Source organism: Shewanella sp. ENK2 (genome assembly GCF_043568515.1).
Classification (GTDB): Bacteria; Pseudomonadota; Gammaproteobacteria; order Enterobacterales; family Shewanellaceae; genus Shewanella; species Shewanella japonica.
Window position 1 is genome coordinate 3,090,885 of sequence record NZ_CP171406.1, and the last position, 26,404, is coordinate 3,117,288.

Here is a 26,404-nt window from a genome sequence, read left to right on the forward strand (position 1 = left end):
TTATGGAAGATAAAAAGCATAGTTTTGAGACCGATAGGTTAATTATTAGGTTACTTGAAGAAGGTGATAGAGATTTTTTTGTGAGTTTATATACAGACCCCAAAATTATGCGTCATATTGGGGAGCCTTTTTCGGAAGAAAAAGCGAACTCATCTTTTAAAACTGCAATTAAGTTAAATACTGAAATCCCTATCAAGCAGTTACTTTGGGTGATTAACGACAAATCTTCGAGAGAAACTTGTGGGATTCAAAATTTGTCATTTCATTATGAAGACAAAGGTAAAGCTGAAGCAGGCTTGATTCTTGCTCGAAAAGCTCAAGGCAGATTTTATCCGGAAGAAGCATTAGTTGGAATGGTTAACTATGGTTTCACCCAACTCGGTTTGAGTTCTATATATGCTTATTCCTCAGTCAGGAATAGAGCTAGTAAGCGAGTTGTAACTAAAGCAGGCTTCCACCAGTTTGATGAAACTGAAAGTAAAGTAAGTTTTAAAATAGAATCGGAATGATAGATATAAATTGAACATTTTGCGAAGCAATTTCATTACAAGTTGATAACTGTTATCTTACAGTTAATTTGATGTTTTTCATTCAAAAAATAAGAGTAAGTTGATGACGGGTAGTTTAACTTGTGTGGGTTTAGGTATGACACTAGGGGCGCATATTTGCCCTATTAGTAAAAGTTACATTGAAAATGCGGATGTCGTATTTTCTGCTGCTTCCCATGGCGTTACTGAGTTGTGGGTGCAAGAAATGCACTCAAATGTTCGTAGTTTGCAAGAGTATTACCAAGAGGGTAAGTCGCGGCAAATAACCTATAACGAAATGGTTGATGCGATGATGACTGAAGTCAGAGCAGGTAAAAAAGTAGTAGGTGCTTTTTATGGCCATCCAGGAGTGTTTGCGCAAGCTCCGCATAAGTCAATTGCAATGGCAAAAGCTGAAGGATTTCCTGCAAAGATGATCCCGGGTATTTCTGCTGAAGATTGTTTAATTGCAGACTTAGGAATCGATCCTGGTCGTTTTGGTTGTCAGCAATTTGAGACAAGCCAATTTATGTTTTATAAACGCCAATATGACCCTTCTTGTTATTTGATTTTATGGCAAATAGGCTTAGCCGGAGATAGGTCATTGGCTAAGTTTTCAACGGGGGCTGCCCATCGACAAGTGTTAATCGAGTTGCTCGGTGAAGTTTACCCAATGGATCATCAAGTTATTTTATATGAGGCTGCGGTACTTCCCATAGATAACATTCGCATTGAAACTTTGCCTCTTGCAGAGTTGGTCACAGCTGAGATTCATATGCACACAACTCTTGTGATCCCGCCGAGTAAAAAAATGCAGCCAAATGAAAAGCTTGTAGCACGTTTGGCTGAAATTGAACAAGATTTAGCGCAGCAAGATATCGCGTAATCAAATAGTGTATTAGCATAATAACTTATGCTGCATTATAAAAAATGCCTATTTATCGGCAACTTAAAATTTCAAGGAGATATAATGTCAAGTGTAATCGATTTATTAGAATGTTTAGGGCAAGATGCAAATTTATCCACGGCAGATGAGTTTAATGAAGCAATAAACAAAGCTGATTTAACTCCTGAGTTGAAAAGTTCGCTTTTAAAGAGAGATGTAACTTCATTAACGAAACAATTGAACATAAGTGCTGAGTTAGTTTGTGGTTTATTACCTGCTGATGAAGACGAAGGAGAAGAAGAAGGTGAAACAGAATCACCGTCTGAAAGCAAATCGTATAATGAAGAAATAGCTTAAGAAGTGAAGCCAATGATTAAGTTGCTGTCGACGATTATTTTAATATACTTATCAATCAATTACTCATTAGCGGGTAATGCTGATTTCGAGCTTAAAAACTCAGATGTCGATTATTTATTGAGTGAAGCAGATAATATTAGAAGTCAACATCCTCAGCAATTTAATCAGTTTTTAGACAAAATAAAAACAAATGAATCTAGTTTAACAATTGAACAAAATGATTATTATCAATATCTATTGGCTTATCAATATGGCTATAACGGTGACTTTTATCAAGCCCAAGCTATATGGGAAAAAATTAGTGAAACAAGCTTATCTACAGAGCTTAAGTTTAGAGCAAATTTATCTTTGATTAATATCTTTGCATACACTAAACAGTGGAGTGAAGGTTTAACATATTTAGAAAATAACTTGAAGAATCTGCATTTAATAACTAATCCTGAAATAAGCCAGTTAGGTATATCTGCTGCCGCAATTTTCTATAACCAATTAGGTCAATATGAGTTGGCATTGAAGTATGCTAATCAACTTAACCTCTTAGAAATTGATGGCAGAAATTCTTGCATAGTAAAACAACAAATTATTGAATCTAAGTTCCATTTGAAAACTTTAAATATAAACTCTGAAGAAATCAAAAATGCTCTTAATTTATGTTTAATTAATAATGAAATTGTTTGGTTTAATTTAACTAATACTTTTATTGCGAAACTTCATTTACAGGAAGGAATGAATCAAAAGGCAATTGACCTCATTTTAGAAAATATAGCGGAAGTTAAAAAATCAAATTACATTCCTATACTTTCTCAATTTTACTCATTACTTTCAAAGAGCTACCTTGCTGTTGGGGAAGTTGATTCTGCTAAGTTTTATGGTAATGAAAGCGTATCAATCAGCGGTGGTATTTTAAATTCTGAGCCCTCAATGATAGCTTATGAAGTATTATATCAAGTTGCTGTTCTTGAAAAAGATTTTGAAACAGCGCTACTTTTCTACATCAAATTTGCAGAAGCAGAAAAGTCTTACTTTGATGATCTAAAAACCAAATATCTCGCCTTCCAGTTGGCGCAGCACAAAGCGGTTGAGCAAAAAGTCCAAATTGAACTGCTGAATAAACAAAATAAATTATTAAAAGCTAGCCAGCGTCTAGCTGACAGTGAAACCGAAAATAACCGCTTGTTTATGGCGTTATTAATCATGGTCATCAGTTTGCTTGCTATTGCGGCTATTCGTTCTAATCGAAATCAGAAACGCCTGAGACATTTAGCCGAGTACGACTCTTTGACTCAAATTTATAACCGTGGTCATTTCACCTCCGCTGCGCAAGATGCGATAGTAGCTTGTCAAACTAACCAAGATGACATTAGCTGTATCTTGTTTGATTTAGATAAATTTAAAACTATTAATGATAATTATGGCCATGCTTGTGGCGATTGGGTATTAAAAACCGTTGCTAGCACTTGTAAAAGCATTGGCCGTAAGAATGATATCTTTGCCCGCTTAGGTGGTGAAGAGTTTTGTATTATCTTGTCTCGTTGTGATGCCAATACGGCGATGAAAATTGCAGAAGATTATCGTAGAGCGATTGCTGCTATTGATAGCACGCCAAGTGGTAAAACATTCCCGATAACTGCAAGCTTTGGGGTAACAGATAGTCACCAGTCAGGTTACAGCCTTGAAGCGTTAACTGGCCATGCCGATAATGCTATGTATCTTGCTAAAGATACTGGCCGTAACCAAGTATGCAATTATGCCGATGTCGTAGCCAAAAACGATGCTGAACCGGTGGTGATTTAATTTAACGGCTAAGCTATTACTCTTGGGCACTGATTCTTAATCAATTATTCTTGGGCGCTGATTCTTAAACAATGCCCCTTAAATATTGACTCATTAAACAATCATAATTGTATATAGATAAAGCGATTACGTTGAAAAGCGTCAATCGCTTTATTTTTGGTTAACAATCCCGTTCATGAGCTGCTATTCTACTTGTTCTGTTATCAAGTCGTGTTAATCAAACCTTCACTGAGGGAGAATTCTTTTGGAAAAATCAGCTTATTTAGATGCAATGGGGGTAACTCGTTGGCGTAGTGCTGATGCGAAAGGAAAACCATATTTAATCATTTATGACAGCGAGGCTGATAATAATGGGGCTGATATTAGCCTGCACCCGTTAGTTACAGAGGTGCTATCTTTATTGAATATCGCACTTGCTGATTGTGATTTTGATACCGAAATGGTCAAGGGAATGCAGGTTGTCTGGGATATGCGTAAGTTAAAAGTGCGTCCCCGAGTGGCTTGGTTAGTATCGTCCCCTTTAGATGAACTGCAGCAAGGGCATCAAGCCAAACGTGAACTGTGGCAGCAGATTTACCAACATTTATCAAAAGCAGCTTAGGTTTTAGCGGTTTTTAATACCTAAAGTAAGTCATTCAATTCTCATCATTACCATATGAATCCAACATCTTATGTCTGATAATTCATCGCTACCTGAACATCAAAAAATACCTTCTTCTTTAACGATAACAATCCGTCTACTGGAGCTTGAGAACGCTCCTGAGATGTTTAATATTGAACAGCAGGCTCACAGTCACCCTTGGAGCCTTACAAACTTAGCAGACTGTTTTGGGCGTTTATATCGAGTTTATGGCGCTTATGATGGGCAGACATTAGTTGGTTTTGCCATAGTGCAGCAAATAGTTGATGAACTAACCTTGCTGGATATTTGTATTGTGCCAAATTATCAAGGATTAGGGTTAGGTAAGCAATTACTTGACCATCTTATGATTGATGCAAGGCAGTATGACGCAGTAGTTGTGATGCTAGAAGTTCGGCAATCGAATCAAGCTGCGATCGGCTTGTATCATAAATTAGGATTCAGTGAGTCTGGTAGGCGTAAGGGCTATTATCCGTGTGATACTGGCCGAGAGGATGCCATATTAATGGATTACTCGATTGAAGCTGTCTGATATGACCTATCATGTTAGGTTGATTTAACTAAGCATTATAGACGCCATTATATAAGAGTAAGAAGTCGTTAGGCTGTTTGAAACACGCAAAGGCGATGGCTGTAAGCACTAACTGAGTATGAGAATTAAGTGGATATGAGAGCATCATTAAGAGCCAAAATCATTGAAGTGTGTGATAAAAAAATTGCGGTGAAAGGGGATAATGTTGGCGTGTCATTTTATGCGTTTTTTGCTAATAAAAATGATGACCCTCAGTTGTTGATGGAAGCCGCAACTTGGTGGATTCAAACACATAAGCTCGACCATTTTGTTAAAGCCAAGATAATCAAAAACATGGTTCAACAAGGGCGATAAAATCAGCTAATGCAAATGAGCTGCCGTTTGCGGGTAAGCTTGTCATTTGCCAGTTAGGTTAACTTATGGCTCATAAAAAACGGCGCGATGCGCCGTTTTTTTGTTTAAATCGACCAGCTTTAACTACTTACTTCACTTCTTTACCTTGAGCTTGTAAGTCTGCATGGTAGCTTGAGCGAACTAAAGGGCCACAAGCTGCGTGGGTAAAGCCCAATTCGTCAGCTAAATCTTTTAATGCATCAAATTCTGCTGGCGGTACATAACGTTCAACAGGTAAATGGAACTTAGAAGGCTGTAAATATTGACCTAAAGTTAGCATTTCAACGTCATGAGCACGTAAGTCGCGCAGCACTTGAGCGATTTCTTCGTTAGTTTCACCGAGTCCCATCATTAAGCCCGATTTAGTCGGTACATTAGGGTGGCGCTCTTTAAAACGTTTCAATAAATCGAGTGACCATTGATAGTTCGCACCAGGACGCGCTTTACGGTAATGCTTAGGCGCTGTTTCTAAGTTGTGGTTAAACACATCAGGTGGCTCAGTGGCAATGATGTCTAATGCTGCATCAATACGACCACGGAAATCAGGCACTAAAATCTCGATTTTGATATGCGGATTTAAAATACGGATTTCACGGATACAATCAGCAAAGTGCTGTGCGCCGCCATCACGTAAATCATCACGGTCAACAGAGGTAATAACCACATACTTAAGCTTCATATCCTTGATGGTTTGCGCTAACTTTTTAGGCTCTTCTGCATCAGGTTTTAGCGGACGCCCATGGGCAACGTCACAGAAAGGGCAGCGACGAGTACAAATGGCACCTAAGATCATGAATGTAGCTGTACCATGGTTAAAACATTCAGCAAGGTTTGGGCATGATGCCTCTTCACAGACTGAATGTAAGCCATTTTTACGCAGTGCTGATTTAATTTCAGTAATACGTTGGTTCGATGCAGGTAGCTTCACGCGTAACCAATTAGGTTTGCGCAACATGGTTTCTTTTTCAGAAGGAACCACTTTTACTGGAATACGTGCGACTTTTTCGGCATCACGCAGTTTTACACCAGGTTGTAATCTTTCAGGCCTATTCATATTATTCTGCTAATCCTTGATGATGTACAAGTTCTTGGTAGCCCAATACTTTGCTTAATGTTTGAATCAGTTTTTCGCCAGCTTCCTCAACGGTTTGTGGACCGCCTAACGCTTTGCATTGCACCATTTCAAGCCCTGCATAACCGCAAGGGTTAATACGCTGAAACGGCGCTAAATCCATATCGACATTGAGGGCAAGGCCATGAAAAGAGCAGCCTTTACGAATTCTAAGCCCTAAAGAAGCCACTTTGCGTTCGTCAACGTAAACACCTGGAGCATCAGCTTTAGCGTATGCATTGACATCATACATAGCCAACATATCGACAATGCTTTGCTCGATGCTATTGACCAGTTGTCGTACGCCTAGTTTACTGCGCTTGATGTCGATAAGAGGGTATACAACCAGTTGACCTGGACCGTGATAAGTCACTTGACCGCCGCGGTCGACTTGTATGACGGGAATGTCACCAGGGTTGAGGATGTGCTCGCTTTTGCCTGCTTGGCCTTGGGTGAATACGGGCGAGTGTTCAACAATCCATAATTCGTCATTGCTGTCGCTGTCACGATTATCGGTATAGGCTTGCATTGCATGCCACACTGATTCGTAATCTTGGCGTCCAAGATGTCTGATATGTAACGCTTGAGTTTGCAAGGGCAACCTCTCCCCTCAAAAAAGATGGCTTATTATACGCACCTAACACTAAAAAGACATTAAAGTGTTAGGTTGATCACGTTTTAAACGCAATTAAAGTACGCGGTTAACGCCTTCAATTGCTGCAAGATCTGTATAAACTTTTTCGATGTGCTCTTTGCTCGTTACAGTTATACGAATAGAAATAGCGTAGTACGTACCTTTGCTTGACGATTTTACTGTTGGGGCGTAATCGCCTGGAGCAAGCTGTTGTGCAACGGCAACAACACGATCGGCTAGCGTATCATCTGCTGCGCCAATGACTTTGAATGGGCAAGAATTCGGGAATTCCATTAATTCGCCAAAGTTTGTATCTATCATGTGTGTGCTCTCTGCGGTTGTGTTTTGTGCTTTGTGTTCTATATGGGGTAATTATACTGTAATACAAGGCTAATGCGGTTAAATAAAGCGGTAAAAAATAAAGTCACCCTAAGGTGACTTTATTTATATGAAGCGAGGTTATGGTTTTTAGCTAGGTTTAGCCAAACCAACCTTCAAACATTTGCTTGAAGTAATCCATAAGTTTACTAAACCAGCTGCCTTCGTTCACTTCATTAAGAGTAACAAGTGGGAACTCAGCAATATCTTTTCCGTTAAGTTGGAAGAAGATACGGCCAACCGTCTCACCTTTAGCTAAAGGCGCAGATAAAGGCTTAGTTAACTCGAAGTTAGCTTGTAAGTTTTTAGCTTGGCCACGATTAATGGTAATTGGGGTGTCAGTGACCACACCTAAATCTACCGTTTCACGATCGCCATACCAGATTTTTTGAGTTACAAAGGTGTCACCCGCTTTATAAGGGGTAATCGTTTCAAAGAAACGGAAACCATAATTAAGTAACTTTTTGCTTTCCGCTTTACGAGCTGACTCACTGCCCGTACCCATCACAACAGTGATTAAACGCATGCCGTCATTGGTTGCAGAAGAGACTAGGTTATATCCAGCGCCAGAAGTGTGGCCTGTTTTAATACCATCAACATTTAAGCTGTTGTCCCATAGCAAGCCATTACGGTTGTACTGTTTAATACCGTTAAAGGTAAATGACTTTTCAGAGTAAACACGGTATTCATCTGGTACATCACGAATTAATGCAGCACCTAATAATGCCATGTCGTATGCAGTTGTTTTGTGGTTGTCAGAATCAAGACCGTGTGAGTTTTCAAAGTAACTTTGGGTCATACCTAGCTGTTTTGACCAAGAGTTCATTAAATCGACAAAGCCGTCTTCTGTTCCGGCAATATGCTCAGCCATGGCGACACAAGCATCGTTACCCGATTGAATAATAATGCCTCGGTTTAGGTCTTCAACAGTGACTTTTTTACCTACTTCGATAAACATTTTCGACGAATCTGGGAAGTTTTTAGACCATGCTTTTTTACTTATGGTTACTTCGTCATCCAGCGAAATGTTGCCAACTTTAACTTCATGACCAATAACGTAGCTGGTCATCATTTTGGTTAAGCTAGCAGGGTTAAGTGACTCATAGGCATTATTTTCAGCAATAATGCGGCCAGAGTTGTAATCCATTAATACGTAAGCTTTAGCGGCTACCGTTGGCGCATTTGGCATAACCATAGGTGCGTTGGCTGCTTGAGAAGAAAAAGATACAGCGGAAAGCAGCAGCAAAGATTTAAGCGGTGTGTTTACAATTTTCATCATTGAGTTTGCACATCTCTGGTTAGTCATGAAAGAAGTCGAGTCGTTAATCAATATTTAATGATATTACAGCGAGTTAAACATAAAGTAGCTAACTACTTCAGTTGATTTACACACTAAAACGACACAATTAAAACAATTATATCATTAGTCGACCATAAATTGGCATTTAGGTTCATTAACAAGGGTTAATTTACAGTCGGTAATGACAGGTTATTATCGATTTATTTTTTTGTCGGTGTTCTCAGGTAACTTTGTGGGTAACCGTCTTGTTTTATCTGGGTTAATAACTTATTGGCTAGGTAGGTTTGCGCTATCGGTCCTAGCAGTAAGCGGTAAAAGCCATTTGCACTTTCTACTATTGCAGGCACCTTGTATTTGCGCTCAAACTCTTTCGCTAATACGTTAATTCTTACTTGGTCTTTAGAGGCCACAACTTGAATGATATGTACGCTGTCATCTTTTAGCTCATCTAGGGCCATAGATTCAGGTGAGTCAATATGAATGGTTTCAATACTTACTTTGGCAGTACCGCTACCTAGCATGTCGAGTTTATAGGCCGCAGCATATGACAAATCAATAATACGCCCTTCGTGAAATGGGCCGCGATCATTGACTCGAACGATAACCTGTTTGTTATTGGCTTCATTGGTCACTTTAACATAGCTAGGTAAAGGCAAAGTCTTGTGCGCCGCAGACATTGAGTACATGTCATAGGTTTCGCCATTTGAGGTTAAATGACCATGAAACTTAGAGCCGTACCAAGAGGCGTAACCACTTTGTCTAAAGTCTTTTGCTGTCGGTAGTACAGTATATGACTTACCACGCACGGTATACGTTCGCTTATTGCCTTGTCGACTGTAGGGCTCATATTTGGGATGGGCATCTTCAACTTTACTGACATCTGGGGCACTTTTCGGAGCCCGATCATTTTTCATTTGATAACGATCATCTTGGCTTGAACCAGAGCTTGAACACGCGCTGAGCAAAGCACATAAACTCACGATGACAAGGCTTAAACGAGTGTTATTTTGCATGATAAGCTGCTTCTAACTGTTGGCTAAACTGGTAAACGGCCATAGCATAAAGCGGGCTACGATTATAACGAGTGATGACGTAAAAATTATTTAAACCTAACCAATACTCGTTCATCTCAGGTTGTTCAAGCTTAATTAATAATGCAGCTTGTGATGCATCGATGTCTTTAGATTCTGCCAGACTTAAACTTGGCGCTAAAATGTCTGCAACGGTTTGTGTTGGCTTACCCTTAACCCAAACACTTGCAGCAGGTGCAGTGTCACTGGTGTGGTTTAATTTGAGTGTAACAGGAGCACCTTTTTTCCATCCGTGTTGATGAAAGTAGTTAGCAACACTGCCAATGGCGTCTTCTTTACTATTGAGTAAATCTCGACGTCCATCGCCACTGAAGTCAACAGAGTAATGGCGATAACTTGAAGGAATAAATTGACCATAACCCATTGCGCCAGCGTAAGAGCCTTTTAGATTATCGTTATCTAATTGTTCTTCTTTGATCAGTGACATCAAGTTGCCAAACTCACTGCGGAAAAAGGTCGCTCTTGGCGGGTAATAAAATCCTAAGGTATATAAAGCATCTTGAACCTTATAGTTACCCATGTAACCGCCGTAGAAAGTTTCAATACCAATAATGGCCACGATAATTTGTGGGTCGACTTGAAATTTTTCAGCTGCCTTTTGAATGGTCTCAGCATTTTCTTGCCAAAATGCGAGGCCTTTTTCTAATCGCTTATCAGTTAAGAAAATGGGGTAATATTGATGCCAAGGTTTGGCTTCCCAAGGTTTTGAAATGGCATCTAATACAGCTTGATTATGGTTAGCACTGGAAAGAAATTGCTGCACTTCTTGTTCAGTAAACCCTTTACTGACTTGGGTGGCGATAAATTCTTGTTTTAGGGCGAGGACTTCTGCGCTATCTGTCATTTTAGCGCTATCAGTCACTTGCGCATTTACCGTATCTTCAGCTTGAAGGCTGGTGCAGCTCAGTAGCAATGCTAATCCAGCTGCGAGTCTTGTTTTAAAGTGCATTAACAATCCTATTGTTTAATGTTTATTAGCGACTTATTGTAATGCGAGCCGTTGTGATATGACTCGAGGCATAATATACAGCGCAATACTTAACGGTCTATGAATCGTCGATGAGTATGAATACTCATTAAGATGCCAAATCCTATCATCAATGTCATCATCGATGTTCCGCCATAGCTGACTAACGGCAGTGGTACGCCCACTACAGGTAAAATGCCGGAAACCATGCCAATATTCACGAAAATATAAACGAAGAAGGTCAGGGTAATACTGCCTGCGAGTAAGCGGGCAAAACTGGTTTGTGCTCGTGAGGCGATAACAAGGCCTCGGCCAATGATATACAAGTACAAGCCTAATAAAATTAAACTACCAATCAAACCAAACTCTTCGCCTATCACGGCAAAAATAAAATCAGTGTGGCGCTCAGGTAAGAATTCTAATTGTGATTGTGAGCCCTGTAGCCAGCCTTTACCCCAAAGACCACCAGAACCAATAGCAATTTTGGATTGGATAATATGATAGCCAGCACCTAGAGGGTCACGTTCAGGATCGAATAAGGTCATCACACGTGTGCGTTGATAATCGTGCATTAAAAAGAACCACAGAATTGGCAGAAGCGCCAAAATTGCTGCGACACAACTGCCGACAATAACCCAGCTCATGCCTGATAAAAACAGGACAAATACACCTGATGCGGCAACAAGAATCGAGGTTCCTAAATCCGGTTGTTTGGCAATTAATAACGTTGGGATTAACAGTATGACTAAGCCGCCCGCTAAGTGGCGCTTTTTAGGCGGCAATGGAAACTTACTGATATACCAAGCCATTGTAATTGGGAAGGCTAATTTGATGAGTTCAGAGGGCTGAAACTCCATAAAACCGAGGTTTAACCAACGTTGTGCGCCTTTATTGATGGTGCCAAAAAAGTGCACTCCCAAGAGCAGTATTATGCCTGCAACGTAGATGGGCAGAGCCCACCGCCTGAGGATTTCAGGGTTAATTTGTGCAAATACAAACATTACGCCTAGCGACAGTGTTAAGCGAACTAACTGACGCTCCATCATGGCAGCATCTTCGCCACTGGCTGAATAAATCACAAATAAGCCAAATAGCATTAATGCTAATAGGCCCAGTAATAGTGGCAAATCTATGTGAAGTTTTTGCCAGATATTTTTTATGTGGGTGGTGAGAAGCATTCATTCTTCTACCTTCCATTCGTCACGTAACATATATTCATCCAATAGAGCACGGGCAACTGGCCCTGCATTAACACCACCCCAGCCAGCATTTTCAAGTACAACTGCTAAGACTATTTTCGGGTTCTCATAAGGGGCATAGGCAATGATTAATGCGTTATCTCGTAAATGCTCTGCAACGGTTTCAGAATCGTATTTGGCATCTTGTGCCACACTGAATACTTGCGCCGTACCGGTTTTCATTGCTGCGGTATAAGTAGCATCGGTAAAGCGAGATTTGTGAGCTGTGCGGCGCATTGCTTCATTGATGATTTCCCAGTTGTTGTCATTATCGAGCACAATTGGGGCTTGCTCATCTATCGGTGTATCAATTTTTGATGTTTCATCTTTAAATGATTTTAACAAATGAGGTGTGAAGCGCTGTCCATGATTGGCTAATATGGTGGCAGCATTCGTTAGCTGTAATGGCGTGGTTGTCCAGTAGCCTTGGCCAATTCCCACCGAAATAGTGTCACCAATATACCAAGGTTGGTTATAGCGCATGCGCTTCCAATCTTTTGAAGGCATGATGCCGTTGGCCTCTTCGTAAATATCGATGCCAGTGGATTCACCAAAACCAAATTGGGACATAAACTGGGCAATTTTATCGACACCGACTTTATAGGCGAGATCATAGAAAAACGTGTCGCAGGAATCCATGATTGAACTATACACATCTACCCAACCGTGACCCCAACGTTTCCAATCTCGGTACTTACGCTCAACATTCGGAATTTGCCAAAAGCCAGGATCCCAAATACGGGTTTTCTCGGTAATGGTTTTTTCTTCTAGCCCAAGCAGTGCAACATGGGGTTTAATCGTCGATGCCGGTGAATATTGACCTTGTGTTGCACGGTTAATCAGAGGTCTAGATTTATCATTAAGTAATGCGCTATAGGCTTTAGAACTAATGCCATGTACGAATAAATTAGGGTCGTAAGTTGGGCTAGAAACCATGGCGAGAACACCACCATCTTGCGGGTCAATAGCAACAACAGAGCCACGGCGACCATCGAGTAACTCCATGGCTTTTTGCTGCAGTTTTAAATCTAATGTTAAGTAGATATCTTGACCCGGTGTCGGCGGAGTGACTTTTAAGGTGCGGATCACTCGACCACGGTTATTCACTTCTTCTTCTAAGTGGCCAGGTTTACCTAATAATAAGCTTTCGTAGAATTTTTCGATGCCTTGTTTGCCAATGTCATTGGTTGCGGCATAGTTTTTCCATTGTCCTGAGCTTTCAAGTGAAGCACGGTCACGAGCATTAATTTTTCCAACATAACCCAATACATGGGTCATTAAGCCTTCATATGGGTAATGACGTTTAAGGCCTGCCTCTACTCTAAAACCAGGAAATTGGTGTTGGTTAACACTAAATGTGGCAACTTGTTCTTCAGTGAGACGGGATTTAATTGTAAGTGGCTTAAAGCGGCGATGGTAACGCAATCTTTCAGTGATGCTTTCTCGTTCATCTGGGGTGAGTGCAATGATCTCATTGAGTTTATCCAGCGACTCAGTTATTCCTTGGGCTTTTTCTGGGATCAGTTCTAACGTATAAAAAGGTTGGTTTTCAGCCAGTAACTGTCCGTGTCTGTCATAAATAAGACCACGACTAGGGGCAACAGGCACCACACGAATACGGTTATCATTGGAACGTGTTTCGTAATCTTGGAAAGAGACAACCTGCAATTGGTATAGATTAGACAGCAGGATACTGATTAGGACAAATACGCACAGGAAGGTAAACAAAGCACGACGTTTGAATAGCGACGCCTCGGCAGCGTGGTCGTGCATGGCAATGCGCTTTTTTGGCGACACTTAAGCTATCTCCGATAGGGGTAAGGCAGAAAAAATTCAGAATAGCTATATTAGCTGAATTAACTTCACTTTTACCAGCGCTTTACCAATTAGGTTTATTCTCTGTGGTAGGGGTGGTTGTTATTTATGCTCCATGCTCGATAAAGGCTTTCTGCCACCAAAACTCGAACTAATGGATGGGGTAAAGTCAGTGCAGATAAACACCAACTTTGGCTTGCTGCTGCTTTACAGTCAGGAGCAAGACCTTCAGGACCGCCAATCAATAAGCTGACATCGCGGCCATCAAGTTGCCATTTACTGAGTTGCTGAGCAAGTTGGGGCGTTTCCCAATTCTTGCCTGGCAAATCTAGGCTTACAATGTGATTGCCTTTGGGCACTGCTGCTAGCATAAGTTCGCCTTCTTTTTGAAGAATGCGTGCTATATCAGCATTTTTACCGCGCTTTCCTGCGGGGATTTCAATCAGTTCTAACGCCATATCGCGAGGAAAGCGACGTTGGTACTCTTCAAATCCGCGGGTGACCCAATCTGGCATCTTAGTGCCAACAGCAATCAGTTGTAACTTCATTATGCGTCGCTATCAGTCCATAGTTTTTCTAGGTCGTAGAATTCGCGTGTTGCTTGCTGCATCACGTGTAAAATTACGCCACCTAAATCAACCAGTACCCATTCGCTGCTATCACGACCTTCAACACCTAACGGTTGCATGCCTGCAGTTTTAGCTTCGACGATCATATTCTCTGCGATTGCACGAACATGTGTTTTTGATGTACCAGAACAAATTACCATAAAATCAGTAATATGCGATTGGTTTGCCACGTCTAATATCACAACGTCTTTGGCTTTTAGGTCATCGATCTTATCGACAACAAAATCTTTTAATTCCGTGCTCTGCACGTCACTTACCTCGATCTGTTAAAACAACGGGGCATTATACGCAAAATACCCCTGTTAGCGCAATTGAACTGGCGTGCAAATGAACAGCTTAATTAGCTTGATACAGACTATGTTGGCAAATGTATTGCTGAATGACCTCAGGGAGTAATGCATTTAGCTGTGCATTGTTTGAGTCTTGGCGTTCTTCGACTGTTAAATTGCTCAGCAATTGGCGTATTTGTGTCGAGGAGATATCTTGCGGCTGTACTTCGATAGGGTAGATTTTTCCTGTCAATGCACTGGTACTGACGAGTTGGTTATCTGCTAATACGCTTGCCATTGGATGTTCAGCTGTTAACTGCCAGCCTGGTCGCTGACATACGACGATATGGCATAAGTCGAATAATGATTGCCAGCGATACCAAGTGGGTAATTGGATAAAGGAGTCGGTTCCCATAATGAAGTAAAACTGATGCTGGGGATATTGCTGTTTAAGTAATGCTAACGTTGCTACCGAATATGATGGTGTGTCACGATTAATTTCAATATCACAAAGTGCAAACTCATCATATAGCTCACAGACAGCTTGAGTCATTGCAAGACGATGTTGTGTGCTGACTGTCGTTGATTGTTTGTGGGGCGGTATATGATTTGGCATTAACCAAATTTTATCGAGATTTAGCTGATGCAAGACTTCCAATGCGGGCTTGATGTGACCTAAATGAATTGGGTCAAAAGTGCCGCCTAGTAATCCTATTTTCATGTCTGCAGCTCAATATGGGCAAGGCGGCGATGTGCATTTGGATCAAATAGCAGACATAAATGGCTCATAGCTGTCCAATCTTCAATACCCTGTTGTTTGAGATTCATTTCCATTTTTGAAGCAAAGGCAAGCATGTGTTCGATTTGGCTTAGGGTTAAGCGCGTTAATGCTGCTTGATAAAGCGGTTTGCGTTTATCCCATATTCGGTGCTGCTGCCAAAGACTATTAAGCTGTGCGCCTTCTTCGACCGCTGTTTTTAAACTAAGCAGTACATTAAGTTCTTTAAACAGTGCCCACATTAAAATTGGCATGGCGGTGCCTTCGCCATTTAATTGCACCAGCATGTGCTGTGCGTGCTTTTGATGGTTACCTAATAGGGCATCCGTAAGCTGAAATACGGTAAAGCGAGATTGATCTTCAAAATAATCAGTTAAATGATCACTATGAATCGGTTGTTCCGGACTGAGTAATTGCAGTAGCTGTAGTGCTTGCTCTGCTGCTAATAAGTTGCCTTCAAACAAGTTAAACAGCATGGCTTTGGCATCCATTTGCACTTGCAAATGATAATGATGGATTCGGTTATCTAGCCAGCGCTGAAATTGCTTCCCTTCTGGGGTTGTACAAGGTAAATAAATGCCAGATGCATCGAGGGTCTTAAACCATTTACTTTTAGTTTCAGCGGACAGCTTTGGTCCGTGAATAAGTAAAATAATATCTGGATTAGGGCTTTGCATCATTGAAATTAATGCAGCAGAGCCTTCTGTGCCGGGTTTAGCTTGTGGCAGGGTTAATTCAATGATCCGTCGACTGGCAAATAAACTCATAGATTGCCATTCCTGAATCAAATCATTCCAGCTGAAACCTGTTTCTTGAGTTAAGTGAACACGTTCATCAAAGCCATGCTTTTTCGCTGCTGCTAAAATCTGTCCTTTGCAATTTTCGATGAGCCATGGGTCATCGCCAAATAACAGGTAGCAACCGTGAGGATTTTTTAAATGCTGGCTTATTTGATCTGGGTAAACCCGCATCAATTCACCTCGATTGAGGCCAACGTTTGAATAATGTTGTCAGCTGCTTGAATACGCATTTCTTTGACCAACATATCCATCTCGCGACTTTTAGCGAGAGCTGTACGAGGATCGTCTTGGTAATCGCGACGTACTTCAGCATGGAAAATTTGTGGTTCAGATTGTGGCAAAGTGACGGAATAATTCACTAAATAAATCAATTCGTATTCGGCAACGTTACCTGTTGGGTATAACGATAATGTCGCTCGCTCTAATGAGTCGTTAATTAACCTTAGTGTTGGCGTTGTATCTGATGCAGGCACTGTTGAGACTGCATGAATACGTAATCTGTCGCTTACCAGTCTTGATAGCTCACTGTATTTATCGCTGGTACTTAAATGTAATTCTTCAAGCTCAGCTGGAATAGAATAACTGCGTTGTAATTTAAAGCCGCAACCTGCAGTGGTTAAGATAACCAGTGCGATTATTGCCAAGCTAATGCGTTGTATTAGCATCACTGTTATTGGCATCCTTTTAAACGTTGGAGTGGATATTTTGCTAAAGCAAAGTTGAATAATAGATTACAGGGAAATAAGTAAGGTTGCTAATCAATAGCAACCTTACTGTCAGAAAATGCATTATTTCACTGTAGTGAACAGCGTTAATTGTTGAAAATGATTATTTTGCAACAATGTTCAGCAGTTTACCTGGTACGTAAATCACTTTACGCACGGTGACACCGTCAGTGAACTTTTGTACGTTTTCATCCGCTAAGCCTAACGCTTCAACTTCTTCTTTTGATGCATCTGCAGCAACGGTGATTTTAGCGCGCAGTTTACCATTCACTTGAACGATAATAAGTTTGCTGTCTTCAACCAGTGCTGACTCATCAACTGTTGGCCATAAGCTATCTTCAATATCAGTTTGGTTACCTAAAGCAGTCCATAAGCTAAAGCTTGTATGTGGAATGATAGGGTAAAGCAAACGCGTTACTGCAGTTAATGCTTCTTGCATAAGTGCACGGTCTTGCTCGTTAGCAGACGGTGCTTTTTGCAATTTGTTCATTAGCTCCATGATAGCGGCAATAGCAGTGTTGAACATTTGACGACGCTCGATGTCATCACTGACTTTGGCGATGGTCTTATGCAGTTCACGACGAAGTGCTTTTTGATTGTTATCAAGCGCTTTAGGGTCAAGAGCAACAACGTCACCTTGAGCAACATGATCGTGTGCCGTTTTCCATAAACGCTTAATAAAGCGATGTGCACCTTCAACGCTTGATTCTTGCCACTCAAGCGTTAGCTCAGGTGGTGCAGCAAACATCATGAATAAACGTACGGTGTCAGCACCGTATTTATCAACCATTTCTTGTGGGTCAATACCGTTATTCTTAGACTTCGACATTTTGCTCATACCGGTGTAAACCAGCTCATGGCCTTCTTTGTCGACAGCCTTAACTACACGGCCTTTGTCGTCAGTTTCTTGAACTGTTACATCAGCTGGTGAAACCCAAACTCGAGCGCCTTTCTCATTGGTGTAGTAGTACGCATCAGCAAGTACCATACCTTGAGTCAATAGACGTTTTGCTGGCTCGTTCGAATCTACTAATCCGATATCGCGAAGTAACTTGTGGAAGAAACGGAAGTAAAGTAAGTGCATACACGCATGTTCGATACCACCAATGTATTGATCCACTGGTAACCAGTAGTTCGCTTTAGCAGGGTCAAGCATTTGATCGGCATGCGGGCTACAGTAACGTGCGTAGTACCAAGATGACTCCATAAAAGTGTCGAAGGTATCTGTTTCACGCAGTGCTGGCTGGCCGTTAACTTCAGTCTTAGCCCACTCTTTGTCTGCTTTAATTGGGCTTTGAATACCATCCATTACCACATCTTCAGGTAAGACAACGGGTAGTTGCTCTTCTGGCGTTGGCATGACAGTACCGTCTTCAAGGGTCACCATTGGAATTGGTGCGCCCCAGTAGCGTTGACGAGAAACACCCCAGTCACGTAGACGGAAGTTGACTTGACGCTTACCTTTACCTTCTGCGGCAAGTTTTGCATCAATCGCATCAAAAGCGGCTTGGAATTCAAGACCGTCGAACTCAGCTGAATTAAATAGTACGCCTTTTTCAGTGAAGGCTTCTTCACTAATATCTAGCTCACCATCAACTGGCTTAATTACAGCTTCAATGGCTAAACCATACTTTTTAGCAAATTCGTAATCACGTTGATCATGAGCTGGAACAGACATTACAGCGCCTGTACCATAGTTCATTAATACAAAGTTTCCGACCCAAATTGGGACTTCTTTACCCGTTAATGGGTGAATGGCATTAAGACCCGTTGCAACGCCTTTTTTCTCCATTGCAGCCATAGCAGCTTCAGTGGTATCAACGTTTTTACATTCTTCAATGAATGCAGCTAACTCTGGGTTATTCAGCGCGGCTTTTTCTGCTAGCGGGTGACCGCTTGCAATCGCAACATACGTCACACCCATAACGGTGTCTGGACGTGTTGTGTAGATATCGAACGTCTCGTCACTGTTAGCAACATTAAAGGTCATTTCGATACCTTCACTGCGGCCAATCCAGTTACGCTGCATTGACTTAACCTGTTCAGGCCATTCGTCTAGCTGATCAATATCATTTAATAGCTCTTCAGCGTAATCGGTAATTTTGATGAACCACTGAGGGATTTCTTTTTGAACCACTTCAGTGTCACAGCGCCAGCAGCAGCCGTCTTGTACTTGTTCATTGGCGAGTACGGTTTCATCGTTTGGACACCAGTTTACTGACGCAGTCTTTTTATAGACTAAGCCTTTTTCGTATAACTTGGTGAAGAACCATTGCTCCCACTGGTAGTACTCAGGAGTACAAGTCGCAATTTCACGACTCCAATCATAACCAAAACCTAATAATTTAAGCTGGTTTTTCATGTAGTCGATATTTTCGTATGTCCACGGTGCTGGGGCTGTCTTGTTGTTGATTGCCGCATTTTCAGCAGGTAGGCCGAATGAGTCCCAACCGATAGGTTGTAATACATTTTTACCTTGCAAACGTTGGTAACGAGCAACAACATCACCTATGGTGTAGTTACGGACGTGTCCCATGTGAAGTCGACCAGATGGATAAGGGAACATTGAGAGACAGTAAAATTTCTCTTTGTTTTCATCTTCTGTAACTTCGAAGGTTTTTTTGTCTTCCCAGTGCTTTTGCACTAGGGCTTCAATTTCTGAGGGATTATATTGCTCTTGCATCAATCTATTCCGGCCTATGCCGCCCATTGTTTGATCTAACGCTAAAAAGCGCGAGTGAGATCTGCATAGAATAAACTAGAAGTGATGCATTAAAAAGGTTCAGATGAAGGAGTATTTTTTATGAGTGGAAGAAGTTCAGCATTATTAGGGCTTTATCAGACGCTTTTTGAGCAAGTGAAACAGCGCTATGAAGAAGATAACTCATTGACTGCAAAGAGCCTTTTTGCATCAGTAACCCAGTGTAAAGATTATTTGCAATTGAAGTCAGAAGCTCAAGCAGAGGAGCTCGCTTTAGTAGAAGAATTTTTAAAGCGTGACATCGCAAGCTATGTAAAAGAGGAAAATGCTGAAAATCTCAGTTTTAGTCCTACAGTTATCACTTTAGAAAACACCCTTTGGCATTGGCTAGGTGAAATTACGGATAGAAGCCAAGTTGAATGGCATGAAATTGCCCAAGACTTCAAACACAAGGGCTTTTATATGTCGGGTGAGGTGATAAACCAAGGAAAGGTCATTTGTACTGAATGTAACCATGAAATGAGCATTGAGTTTCCAAGCTTAATTCCTGACTGCCCTCAGTGTGATAATGAAATGTTCACCCGAGAATCATTAGCACCTTAATGTTTTAGCTAAGGTTAATTGGCTCAGCTGAGCCAATTAACGGTTTAACACCCAGACACCTCGTTAACATAGCCTGGTGGGGTGGTTGCATTAGCAGCTTGGGTATAGAGAAAATAGCATTGGTCATCTTGGACTTTGCCGTCTTGGTTTAAATCGTAACCGATAAAGGTATTTGCAATACCTTGGTACTCAATCACAAAACCATCATCAATAATGAGCCACTTTTCGATATCAGTATTATCTAGGTAACCCCATTTTAGGCGGGTATTAAAACTGCCATCACCTTCTAAATCAATATCTAACAAATCATCACGGCTTCCTACAGCTTGAGTAGAAAAGCTACTCATCTGCGAGCGGGCATAAACAAGATTATTTGCTGTTTTAGCACTGGCATTGAGCTGTGCAAGGCCGCTGACTCTCGCTTCAGTAGAGACAGTGATAAATTTAGGTGCTGCCACGATGGCTAAAATAGCCAAAATGATAATGACAACAACGAGCTCAATTAAGGTAAACCCTGTTTGCTTTTGTTTTTGGTTCAATCAGTTTTGCTCTGTTTCCAGATCGACACTTGAATAGCGATGCCAACGAGTAATAGTAACCAGCACAATATCAATAATGGGGTCTGACCTAGATGTTTAAACCAAGTTTCACCGTCATATAAAGCGACATCGGCCACTAATACGCCTTCTTTAAATTGTGGTATTTGGTGGGTAATACGACCGTGGACATCAACCACAGCTGTCACGCCATTATTGGTTGCTCGAACCAGTGGTCTACCAAGCTCAATTGAGCGCATTTGGGCAATTTCCATGTGCTGTAGGGGGCCAATTGAGTCACCAAACCATGCATCATTTGACACAGTAAGCAGTAAATCAGTATCAGCATGAGTATTGGCGCGAAGCTGTTCTGGAAATACGATTTCATAGCAAAGTGCTGGAGCAATTTGATACCCCATAGCGTTAAGGTTTTGCTGTTGAAAATTTCCCCTAGCAAATGATGACATTGGCAGATTAAAAAACGGTGCCAATGGTCTTAGCAGACTCTCAAACGGGACGAATTCACCGATAGGCAGTAAGTGGTGTTTTTTATAATCATTAGTACCATTGCCTTGATAATCGCCCATAGGTTGAACGGCTTTATTAGCGTTACCTAGGACAATAAGAGAATTATAAAAATCATTCTTTTGCAGACTGATGATGCCAGTAATAATGGCACTGTCATTCATATTGGCGACTTTATCTGTGTTTCTTAAAAATCACCCACCATTGATTCTGGTGCCGGAACAGCAGCCTCTGGCCATATGACAATATCAGCATCAAAATTTGGCCGACTTAAGTCCATGTATTTTAGCAGTGTAGGCCATAGTGCATCAGGCTCCCATTTCATGCTTTGTGCAATATTACCTTGCACCAAGGCCACTTTTACAGTCTCATTGCGAGGGTAATGTCCGATATCATTGGTGCTGCGATTGTGGACGCCAATAGCACTGCAGAAATAATGATGGCACTCATAAAGCGCTTTTTCATGACTAATGCAATAGAGCCACAGAATAGGGCAATGATGTAACTTAATCCAAGTGCGCCAACAATGCTGGCTAACTCAGAAAGCGGCCCTTGGGTTTGGCTGTAGCCAGCCCATAACCACGGGAATCCAGTTAATACCCAGCCTCGCATCCACTCTGTAATAACCCAAAGAGCAGGAAACAAACCTAGATATTGGAAATAACAATGCCAATGCTTAAAGCGAGGGCGCCGGCTAAGCTTGGCGGTGAGGTAGCCTGCCAGTGCGGGATAAAGTGCTAGGTAAAGTGCTAATAATCCCATTAATGTCATCGATACAAATAAGGGTAATCCCCCAAAGGTGTCGATGCTGACATGTACCCAGCTTATACCAAAGGCAAAACAGCCAAAGCCGAAACTTAACCAGTGAAAGAAGTTTTCTTTTGGGGTTAATTTACGGCTTTGCCAGAGGACAAATAACATCGCCGCTGGATAGAAGGCCCAAATGGAGTAGGGCGCAAAAGCGAGTGTGGTTGAAGCACCCGCAATAAAAGCGGTCATCATCTTAACTAAAGATGATGCAGAGATATTATTTTTTTAAACACAGTGTTAGTCGTCGTTGTCTTCTTGAAGTTTAGGATCAGGTAACTTCACACTAAGCTGAATGAGTCGTCGAGTATCAGCGTTAGTGACTTTGAATTCAATGCCTTCGATTAACACGCTTTCATTACGCTCTGGCAAATGACCAAAGGCATGAGACACTAAACCACCGACAGTATCGAACTCTTCGTCGCTGAATTGGGTACCACAAGCTTCATTGAATTCATCAATGGGCGTGCGAGCTTTAATCATAAACGCTGTGTTACTGATCTTCTTGATTTCCGTATCTTCCACTGAGCTATGGTCAAATTCGTCTTCAATTTCGCCGACGATTTCTTCCAAGATATCTTCAATGGTGACTAGACCGGATACACCACCGTACTCATCAACCACAATGGCCATATGATAACGTTGGGAGCGGAATTCTTTTAGCAGCACATCGACTCGTTTACTTTCTGGGACAACTACAGCAGGTCGAATGACTTGGTGTAATGAGAAAGGTTGGTCAGATTGCTTAAAACCATATTTGAGTAGATCTTTTGCTAACAAAATACCTTCAATATGATCTTTGTCTTCGTTTACTACGGGAAAACGAGAGTGCGCTGATTCGATGACTGTTTCAAGTAACTCTTCAACAGTACTATCGATTTGTAATGTGACTATTTGGCTTCGAGGGATCATGATATCGCGAACGCGAAGACCCGATACTTCTAAAACACCATTCATCATTTCGCGAGTATCTTCGGTAATGAGATCACGCTCTTCAGCGCCTGCAATCACATCAACAAGATCTTCACGATTTTGAGGTTCGCCCTGAAACAACTGACCTATTTTGTCAATCCAGTTTTTTTTACGGGCGCTGGTACTCGGTGGGATGTCGTCACTCATAATATTTTACTAAATCGCTGGAGGGCACTTTCATGCAATCCTTTGACTTATTTATGCTTCCTTATACGGATTTGAAAAACCTAAACCTTCAATGAGTTGAGTCTCTAATGACTCCATTTCTTCGGCTTCACTGTCGATAATATGGTCATAACCTAGCAAATGCAAGCAGCCATGAATAACCATATGAGCCCAATGTGCAACAAGAGGCTTATTTTGTTGTTTTGCTTCGAGTTCTACGACCTCAGCAGCAATGATTAAATCACCTAAAAGTGGCAATTCTACCCCCGGTGGGGCATCGAAGGGAAACGATAAAACATTTGTTGGTTTATCCTTGCCTCGATAAGTATGGTTGAGCTGCTGACTTTCAGTATTTTCGACAATACGAATCGTCAATTCAGCTTGTGCCATTGTGTTACCAATTGCGGTGCGAACCCATAATTCAAACTCTTCTTGTGCCGGAATAGCTTGTGGGTCATTTACCGCAATCTGTAAGTCTACATCTAGCTCCAGTTTCGTGCTTTTCTCAGAGCTCATTTTTAACGACCTCAGTAGCATGATTTTCTTGCGTGATTTGTTCGTTAAATGCTTCTTGTCGCTTTTTGTACTGGCGCTCTTTTTCTGCTTTTATTGCTAGCTCTTTACTGTCGAAGGCATCATAGGCTTCAACAATTCTAGCAACAATTGGGTGACGCACAACATCGTGTGACATGAAAAAGTTAAAGCTGATGTCATTCACTTCGCTGAGCACTTCGATAGCTTGGCGTAGACCAGACTTTTGGCTACGAGGCAAATCTATTTGAGTAATATCACCTGTGATAACAGCGCGAGAATTAAAGCCGATACGGGTTAGGAACATTTTCATTTGTTCAACCGTTGTATTTTGGCTTTCATCCAAAATAACAAACGCATCATTTAAGGTACGGCCTCGCATATAAGCAAGTGGCGCAATTTCAATAATGTTGCGCTCAATCAGTTTTTCAACTTTTTCAAATCCGAGCATTTCAAATAATGCATCATAAAGCGGGCGTAAGTAAGGGTCGACTTTCTGGCTTAAATCACCAGGCAAGAAACCTAATTTTTCACCTGCTTCAACCGCTGGTCGAGTTAGCAAAATACGGCGGACTTCTTGGCGCTCAAGGGCATCAACGGCTGCAGCCACGGCTAAGAAGGTTTTACCCGTACCAGCAGGACCAATACCAAAAGTAATATCATGCTTGGCAATATTGGCCACATAATTGGCTTGGTTTGGATTTCTTGGCTTGATAACACCGCGTTTAGTTTTGATGTGCAGGGCACTGTCTTCACCTGAGCTTTCAGCTTCAAGGTTGATGACTTCTTGTATGGCTAAGTGCACGCGCTCAGGTTCAAGATCAGGGGTGCTGCCTTTAACCGTTTGCGTTTCAATATATAACTGCTTGAGCAAATTATTCGCATTAAATGCGTTGCGTGGTAGGCCTACAATCTTGAAATGATTGTTTTTGTGGGCAATTTCAACCCCTAAACGGCGCTCAAGTTGTTTAATGTTGTCATCATAAGGACCACATAATGAGGCCAACCTTCGAGTCTCTGAGGGCTCAAGGTACAAATTCATGGTTGTTACTTTAGTGGACAAAAATATTGCTCCAAAACGAGAGTTTATTAACAATCAATCTACGAGTGTAAACGCTAAAATACCACGCTATGATGGTAAAAGCATAATAAAGGCGGCTCAAGGCCGCCTTTATTAACAAAACATAATCTGATTAATGATTAGTTTGGAGTGAACTGAGTCACACCTAAATCATCATCGGTTTTATGTTTAGCCAAAATATCTGACGGGCGTAAACTACGACGTAAATCCATTTCGTCTTCACCACGGACAAATACGCCACGTAATGAATTCGTGTAAACGTCAACGATTTCAACATCAACAAAGCCACCAATGCACTTTGGATCGCCTTCAAAGTTAACGACACGATTATTTTCAGTACGACCACGAAGCTCCATTGGATTCTTTACAGATGGACCTTCTACCATAATACGTTGCACTGTACCTAGCATTTGACGGCTGTAACGCATCGCTTGTTGAGTAATACGGTCTTGTAAAATCGCTAGTCGCTGTTTTTCTCTTCCATGGATACATCATCAGGCAAGTCCGCTGCTGGAGTACCAGGACGTGCACTGTAGATAAAGCTGAAGCTGTGATCAAAGCTCACATCTTCAATTAACTTCATGGTGTCTTCAAAGTCTGCTTGAGTTTCACCTGGGAAACCAATAATAAAGTCAGAACTGATGTGGATATCAGGACGGGCTTTACGTAAGCGACGGATGATTGACTTGTATTCAATCGCCATATGGCCACGTTTCATGTTAGTTAAGATGCGATCTGAACCTGACTGAACAGGTAAGTGCAAGAAGCTCACTAATTCAGGTGTATCTTCATAGACATCAATAATGTCTTGTGAAAACTCGATAGGGTGACTCGTGGTAAAGCGAATACGATCGATGCCATCAATAGATGCTACTAAGCGAATGAGCTCTGCAAAGGTGCAGATTTCATCATCGTGAGTTGGGCCACGGAAAGCATTAACGTTTTGGCCAAGTAGGTTTACTTCACGTACACCTTGCTCCGCGAGTTGTGCAACTTCTAAAATCACATCATCGACAGGGCGGCTGACTTCTTCACCACGTGTGTATGGCACAACACAGAAAGAACAATATTTACTGCAACCTTCCATAATGGACACGAACGCCGTTGGACCATCAGCTTTAGGCTCAGGTAAACGGTCAAACTTTTCGATTTCAGGGAAGCTCACATCAATAACGGCTTTATCACCGTTATTGATTTGGGTAATCATTTCAGGAAGACGGTGCAAGGTTTGTGGGCCAAAAATAATATCAACACACTGAGCACGTTCTTTAATTGCTTTACCTTCTTGCGAAGCAACACAGCCGCCAACACCGATAATTAAATCAGGTTTTTTATCTTTTAAGGTTTTCCAGCGACCAAGCTGATGAAACACTTTTTCCTGTGCTTTTTCACGAATTGAACATGTGTTTAGTAGCAGTACGTCTGCTTCTTCAGCATCCTCAGTCAAGGTATAACCTTGATAATCGTCCAGCAAATCAGCCATTTTAGATGAATCGTACTCGTTCATCTGACAGCCCCAGGTTTTTATGTGCAGTTTTTTACTCATCAGTTACGCCGTTCTATTACCACAGAAAAATAGCCGAGTATTTTAACTGCACAAAGGCTCGCTGGCTAGCCTT

Annotated in this window: 26 protein-coding genes and 2 pseudogenes; 8 read left to right on the forward strand and 20 right to left on the reverse strand. The window is 41.5% G+C overall.

Annotated features, from left to right (window positions below):
- Positions 1 to 2 precede the first annotated feature (2 nt).
- From ACGEDC_RS13470 to ACGEDC_RS13500, 7 genes are all read left to right on the forward strand, one after another.
- The gene (locus ACGEDC_RS13470; RefSeq protein WP_394493846.1) at positions 3 to 509 is read left to right on the forward strand and encodes a GNAT family N-acetyltransferase; all 507 of its coding nucleotides are present in this window, start codon (positions 3 to 5) and stop codon (positions 507 to 509) included.
- Between the two features lie 103 nt (positions 510 to 612).
- The gene (locus ACGEDC_RS13475) at positions 613 to 1,413 is read left to right on the forward strand and encodes an SAM-dependent methyltransferase (protein WP_394493848.1); all 801 of its coding nucleotides are present in this window, start codon (positions 613 to 615) and stop codon (positions 1,411 to 1,413) included.
- 84 nt (positions 1,414 to 1,497) lie between these two features.
- Positions 1,498 to 1,770, forward strand: coding sequence for a hypothetical protein (locus ACGEDC_RS13480; protein ID WP_394493850.1), 273 nt, complete (start codon positions 1,498 to 1,500; stop codon positions 1,768 to 1,770).
- Between the two features lie 117 nt (positions 1,771 to 1,887).
- Complete coding sequence (locus ACGEDC_RS13485) at positions 1,888 to 3,564, forward strand: GGDEF domain-containing protein (RefSeq protein WP_394493852.1); 1,677 nt, start codon at positions 1,888 to 1,890, stop codon at positions 3,562 to 3,564.
- Positions 3,565 to 3,808: 244 nt separating this feature from the next.
- Positions 3,809 to 4,165: a DNA polymerase III subunit psi gene (locus ACGEDC_RS13490; RefSeq protein ID WP_055025776.1), complete on the forward strand. Its 357-nt coding sequence runs from the start codon at positions 3,809 to 3,811 to the stop codon at positions 4,163 to 4,165.
- A gap of 70 nt (positions 4,166 to 4,235) precedes the next feature.
- The gene (gene rimI, locus ACGEDC_RS13495) at positions 4,236 to 4,736 is read left to right on the forward strand and encodes a ribosomal protein S18-alanine N-acetyltransferase (protein ID WP_394493855.1); all 501 of its coding nucleotides are present in this window, start codon (positions 4,236 to 4,238) and stop codon (positions 4,734 to 4,736) included.
- 135 nt (positions 4,737 to 4,871) lie between these two features.
- Positions 4,872 to 5,090 (forward strand): DUF6500 family protein, encoded by a 219-nt coding sequence (locus ACGEDC_RS13500; protein ID WP_394498349.1) that lies wholly within the window; start codon positions 4,872 to 4,874, stop codon positions 5,088 to 5,090.
- A 127-nt stretch (positions 5,091 to 5,217) separates the two neighbouring features.
- On the opposite strand, the gene lipA is transcribed toward ACGEDC_RS13500, so the two are convergent.
- The 14 genes from lipA to leuS all read right to left on the reverse strand — a co-directional run bounded on the left by lipA (position 5,218) and on the right by leuS (position 19,547).
- Positions 5,218 to 6,183: a lipoyl synthase gene (gene lipA, locus ACGEDC_RS13505; RefSeq protein WP_394493857.1), complete on the reverse strand. Its 966-nt coding sequence runs from the start codon at positions 6,181 to 6,183 to the stop codon at positions 5,218 to 5,220.
- Between the two features lies 1 nt (position 6,184).
- Entirely contained in the window at positions 6,185 to 6,835 is a 651-nt protein-coding gene (gene lipB / locus ACGEDC_RS13510; protein WP_394493859.1) for a lipoyl(octanoyl) transferase LipB, read from the reverse strand.
- 93 nt (positions 6,836 to 6,928) lie between these two features.
- Complete coding sequence (gene ybeD, locus ACGEDC_RS13515; protein ID WP_055025773.1) at positions 6,929 to 7,195, reverse strand: DUF493 family protein YbeD; 267 nt, start codon at positions 7,193 to 7,195, stop codon at positions 6,929 to 6,931.
- A 157-nt stretch (positions 7,196 to 7,352) separates the two neighbouring features.
- Positions 7,353 to 8,528, reverse strand: coding sequence for a serine hydrolase (locus ACGEDC_RS13520; protein ID WP_080917405.1), 1,176 nt, complete (start codon positions 8,526 to 8,528; stop codon positions 7,353 to 7,355).
- Positions 8,529 to 8,752: 224 nt separating this feature from the next.
- On the reverse strand, positions 8,753 to 9,565 hold the full coding sequence (locus tag ACGEDC_RS13525) for a septal ring lytic transglycosylase RlpA family protein (protein WP_394493862.1): 813 nt from the start codon (positions 9,563 to 9,565) through the stop codon (positions 8,753 to 8,755).
- Positions 9,555 to 10,592 (reverse strand): lytic murein transglycosylase B, encoded by a 1,038-nt coding sequence (mltB, locus tag ACGEDC_RS13530; protein ID WP_394493864.1) that lies wholly within the window; start codon positions 10,590 to 10,592, stop codon positions 9,555 to 9,557. Before mltB ends, ACGEDC_RS13525 begins: the two co-directional genes overlap by 11 nt.
- Before the next feature lie 89 nt (positions 10,593 to 10,681).
- Positions 10,682 to 11,788 (reverse strand): rod shape-determining protein RodA, encoded by a 1,107-nt coding sequence (rodA, locus tag ACGEDC_RS13535; RefSeq protein ID WP_394493866.1) that lies wholly within the window; start codon positions 11,786 to 11,788, stop codon positions 10,682 to 10,684.
- Entirely contained in the window at positions 11,789 to 13,645 is a 1,857-nt protein-coding gene (gene mrdA, locus ACGEDC_RS13540) for a penicillin-binding protein 2 (protein ID WP_055025768.1), read from the reverse strand. It abuts the gene before it with no gap.
- 95 nt (positions 13,646 to 13,740) lie between these two features.
- Positions 13,741 to 14,211, reverse strand: coding sequence for a 23S rRNA (pseudouridine(1915)-N(3))-methyltransferase RlmH (rlmH, locus tag ACGEDC_RS13545; protein ID WP_055025767.1), 471 nt, complete (start codon positions 14,209 to 14,211; stop codon positions 13,741 to 13,743).
- Complete coding sequence (gene rsfS / locus ACGEDC_RS13550; RefSeq protein ID WP_394493869.1) at positions 14,211 to 14,540, reverse strand: ribosome silencing factor; 330 nt, start codon at positions 14,538 to 14,540, stop codon at positions 14,211 to 14,213. The genes rlmH and rsfS overlap by 1 nt, the downstream gene beginning before the upstream one ends.
- Before the next feature lie 88 nt (positions 14,541 to 14,628).
- Positions 14,629 to 15,282, reverse strand: coding sequence for a nicotinate-nucleotide adenylyltransferase (gene nadD, locus ACGEDC_RS13555; protein ID WP_394493871.1), 654 nt, complete (start codon positions 15,280 to 15,282; stop codon positions 14,629 to 14,631).
- Positions 15,279 to 16,310 (reverse strand): DNA polymerase III subunit delta, encoded by a 1,032-nt coding sequence (gene holA / locus ACGEDC_RS13560; protein WP_394493873.1) that lies wholly within the window; start codon positions 16,308 to 16,310, stop codon positions 15,279 to 15,281. The genes nadD and holA overlap by 4 nt, the downstream gene beginning before the upstream one ends.
- A complete protein-coding gene (gene lptE / locus ACGEDC_RS13565; protein WP_394498352.1) occupies positions 16,310 to 16,804 on the reverse strand; it encodes an LPS assembly lipoprotein LptE in 495 nt (164 codons plus the stop codon). Before lptE ends, holA begins: the two co-directional genes overlap by 1 nt.
- A 163-nt stretch (positions 16,805 to 16,967) precedes the next feature.
- Positions 16,968 to 19,547 carry a leucine--tRNA ligase gene (leuS, locus tag ACGEDC_RS13570; protein ID WP_055025762.1) on the reverse strand — a complete coding sequence of 860 codons (2,580 nt, stop codon included), beginning with the start codon at positions 19,545 to 19,547 and terminating at the stop codon, positions 16,968 to 16,970.
- Positions 19,548 to 19,667: 120 nt separating this feature from the next.
- Here leuS and ACGEDC_RS13575 point away from each other — a divergent pair, with 120 nt between their 5' ends.
- A complete protein-coding gene (locus ACGEDC_RS13575; protein WP_055025761.1) occupies positions 19,668 to 20,168 on the forward strand; it encodes a zinc ribbon-containing protein in 501 nt (166 codons plus the stop codon).
- Positions 20,169 to 20,212: 44 nt separating this feature from the next.
- On the opposite strand, the gene ACGEDC_RS13580 is transcribed toward ACGEDC_RS13575, so the two are convergent.
- The 6 genes and pseudogenes from ACGEDC_RS13580 to miaB form a co-directional block, all read right to left on the reverse strand.
- Complete coding sequence (locus tag ACGEDC_RS13580) at positions 20,213 to 20,707, reverse strand: prepilin-type N-terminal cleavage/methylation domain-containing protein (protein WP_192022246.1); 495 nt, start codon at positions 20,705 to 20,707, stop codon at positions 20,213 to 20,215.
- Positions 20,704 to 22,231 (reverse strand): annotated as a pseudogene (gene lnt, locus ACGEDC_RS13585) (apolipoprotein N-acyltransferase). The gene ACGEDC_RS13580 and the pseudogene lnt overlap by 4 nt, the downstream one beginning before the upstream one ends.
- A 45-nt stretch (positions 22,232 to 22,276) precedes the next feature.
- The gene (gene corC, locus ACGEDC_RS13590; protein ID WP_055025759.1) at positions 22,277 to 23,155 is read right to left on the reverse strand and encodes a CNNM family magnesium/cobalt transport protein CorC; all 879 of its coding nucleotides are present in this window, start codon (positions 23,153 to 23,155) and stop codon (positions 22,277 to 22,279) included.
- A gap of 51 nt (positions 23,156 to 23,206) precedes the next feature.
- A complete protein-coding gene (ybeY, locus tag ACGEDC_RS13595) occupies positions 23,207 to 23,689 on the reverse strand; it encodes an rRNA maturation RNase YbeY (protein ID WP_394493877.1) in 483 nt (160 codons plus the stop codon).
- Positions 23,679 to 24,767, reverse strand: coding sequence for a PhoH family protein (locus tag ACGEDC_RS13600; RefSeq protein ID WP_394493879.1), 1,089 nt, complete (start codon positions 24,765 to 24,767; stop codon positions 23,679 to 23,681). Before ACGEDC_RS13600 ends, ybeY begins: the two co-directional genes overlap by 11 nt.
- Before the next feature lie 137 nt (positions 24,768 to 24,904).
- A pseudogene (miaB, locus tag ACGEDC_RS13605) lies at positions 24,905 to 26,331 on the reverse strand (tRNA (N6-isopentenyl adenosine(37)-C2)-methylthiotransferase MiaB).
- Positions 26,332 to 26,404 lie beyond the last annotated feature (73 nt).